This is a genomic window from Pseudolactococcus hodotermopsidis (genome assembly GCF_011170085.1).
GTDB classification, from domain to species: Bacteria; Bacillota; Bacilli; order Lactobacillales; family Streptococcaceae; genus Pseudolactococcus; species Pseudolactococcus hodotermopsidis.
In genome coordinates this window covers 1-2,418 of record NZ_BLLI01000116.1, presented here as the reverse complement: position 1 = coordinate 2,418, position 2,418 = coordinate 1, and the positions used below count along the sequence as shown (strand labels likewise).

The window sequence follows — 2,418 nt, the reverse complement described above, 5'->3', positions numbered from 1 at the left end:
AGCGAATTTCCCAAATAATACTTTTGCGTCCAGTTAAACCACCCAAATGCGTGAAAGTATCTATAACCGTTTGAAATTCTAGCGGGCGCAAAAATGACAGTTCAGACCAGACTAAATGTTCGATTTTACGTTGCATAAAACTAGCTCCAATCTTTCCATTTTTTGATGCGAATGGCGATGATAACAAACAGAATCGTGATTGCAAGAATTAGCAAAATCCACCAAACATCGAGCAAAAGTTTTGCGCCAAAGTTGACCATCCAGCAGGCGATTAGGAACAGAAAAGTGCAGATGAGAAGTTTTTTCATACATTTTCACGCTCACTTTCTGATGAATTTTCAATCGTAAAATCCCGACAATTTTCCGCATATTCTGGCACAGGATAGCCCAAAATTTTGACATCTGATTTAATTTGATTGCCCCAAACATCCCAGCCAAACCGTGGACGCCGAGCAAACAATTCCAGATATTTACCGTCTGAACAGCGCTCAATAATATCGTAAACTTCCTCTGGTTTATGGCTGTGATCTTGAAGCGGAAAAAATCCCCAGTTCATTTGACCTTTGTATTTAATGGGCGCTTTGCCTCGCACACCAAGCAAAAGCTGTTCGGTGGAATTGCGCAGATAATTGCCAAGTCCAAGCCGAGGTTTGACCCAAGTAAAAATGGAAACAGGGCGAAATCCCCAAGTCCTGAGCACATCATAACCAGCTTCCAGCGTGCCATTAGTCACCCAAAGCCAACAATGGGCATTTTCTTCCGCCAAATCGGCGACGGGCATTGCTTTAATTTGGTCTAAAGTCATCAAATTATAGTGGTTAATTGCGCCATAATTTCCTTTTTGCATGACATCCCACGGCGGATCTGCGAGGATAGTTTTATACTTTTTCGGTTGATGATTTTCTTGCTTTTCGTTAATATTTTTCGACATATTTTTGTCCTTTCTTTTGGTTGTTGTTCGATAAAAGCTAAAGCAAAGCGCGCCTTAGCTCCTAAGATTGAACCGTATATTGTGATTTTTAACAAGCTTTGAACGGTTTAGAAAACAAAGCGATGCGAACAGCGCTAACAGTGGTGGAGATGCACGTTTTTGACTGTTTTGTTCGGTGTTGTGGAATTTACAACATAGGGGATTTTAGTAACGATTTCCCAACACTTCCGCCAACATCTGCTTACTCGTTTCAAATGCATCTGCATCTAAATCATTTTTCATCAAAAGCAAATCGGCATAAAACTTTTCTTCTTCCGTGAAATTATCTGTGGGCGATTTTTCTGGTTTTTCTGAAAAAAGCCAAAACCAAGCCAAAATCGCTAACACCAAAACAACAACAGAGAAAATTACTTCAAACTTATTCATTTTTCACCCCTTACTGAAAATAAATTTTCGTAAGTGATTTCAAAATTTGGACGTCGTTTTACTCCGTTCATTTTACTGACCTCCCAAGCGCTTATCTGCCCGAATTGTGTAATTATCCACCAGCATCTTCAACCGAGCCTCAGCGTGTGGAGCAATTTCCAAAAGTTGCGCCTCCAAAATAGACAGATTTGCGACATTTTGCATTGCTGTATTTTCGATAATCGCCAAGCCATTTTCCAACATATTGCGCCGTGCAACCTCTCGCACAATCTGACAAGCGTCTTGATGAAGTTGCCGTTTTGTAGCAATCGGCAATTTATCCGTTTGAAAATTTGCGGGGCTGAGTGTTTGTGAGTGGTAGTTCATTTGTTCGTTGTTCATTTTCGTCTCCTCCAAATTTTTGATTTTTATAAGTCAGCGCCTTAACTTATGGTATAATTTTATCAAGAGAGCTGAAGCATTTGTTGCTCATTCGTTGCAAATTTACTGCAACTTTCAAACCAGATTCGGAGGGTGTTTTAATGTTTGATATACCGACTTATTCTAAGATTTTTTTCAATCATTCGACAAAAACAGATTGGACAACGCCAAAAGCTTTGGCTGAAACGCTGGCTTTGATGCTTTTTCCAGAGGTAAGAGCTTATAGTTATGATGGATTTTATAATAAATTCTATAATGGCAAAAGCAAAGGTAAACTCGTTTTTGATGGGGCGAAAGAGGAAATTAAACATAATTCAATGGCGAAATATATTGCTCAAATGGCAAGCAAATTCCGTTCATTAAATTTCAAAAGTAAGAATTTTGACCCTGAAAAAATCGCCAATGAAATAATTGAGCAAATAAAAAATGCCACCAATCTCAACGGTAGCGTGCGCACTGGTTTAATTCAGTCATACGGTTTGAATTACCACCAAAATATCTATATATTTCTGGCGGAAAGCCTGTTTTATGCGCTGGCTATGCAAAATGACAAAAATACGGAATATATAGAGTTGAAACTTTCCGCCAACGACAAAATTTTGACAATAAACGACCAGCCAGTTTGGGCAGAAATTATCAGC

3 protein-coding genes and 1 pseudogene are annotated in these 2,418 nt (G+C 39.0%); 1 reads left to right on the top strand and 3 read right to left on the bottom strand.

Annotated features, from left to right (window positions below):
- Positions 1–304 precede the first annotated feature (304 nt).
- The 3 genes from Hs30E_RS10810 to Hs30E_RS10800 all read right to left on the bottom strand — a co-directional run bounded on the left by Hs30E_RS10810 (position 305) and on the right by Hs30E_RS10800 (position 1,738).
- Positions 305–931 carry an MT-A70 family methyltransferase gene (locus tag Hs30E_RS10810; protein ID WP_172209941.1) on the bottom strand — a complete coding sequence of 209 codons (627 nt, stop codon included), beginning with the start codon at positions 929–931 and terminating at the stop codon, positions 305–307.
- 204 nt (positions 932–1,135) lie between these two features.
- A complete protein-coding gene (locus Hs30E_RS10805; protein ID WP_172209940.1) occupies positions 1,136–1,357 on the bottom strand; it encodes a hypothetical protein in 222 nt (73 codons plus the stop codon).
- A gap of 72 nt (positions 1,358–1,429) precedes the next feature.
- Entirely contained in the window at positions 1,430–1,738 is a 309-nt protein-coding gene (locus Hs30E_RS10800; RefSeq protein ID WP_172209939.1) for a hypothetical protein, read from the bottom strand.
- A 215-nt stretch (positions 1,739–1,953) separates the two neighbouring features.
- Between Hs30E_RS10800 and Hs30E_RS10795 the strand changes: the two are divergent.
- Positions 1,954–2,418, top strand: a pseudogene (locus Hs30E_RS10795) (hypothetical protein); the annotation flags it as partial.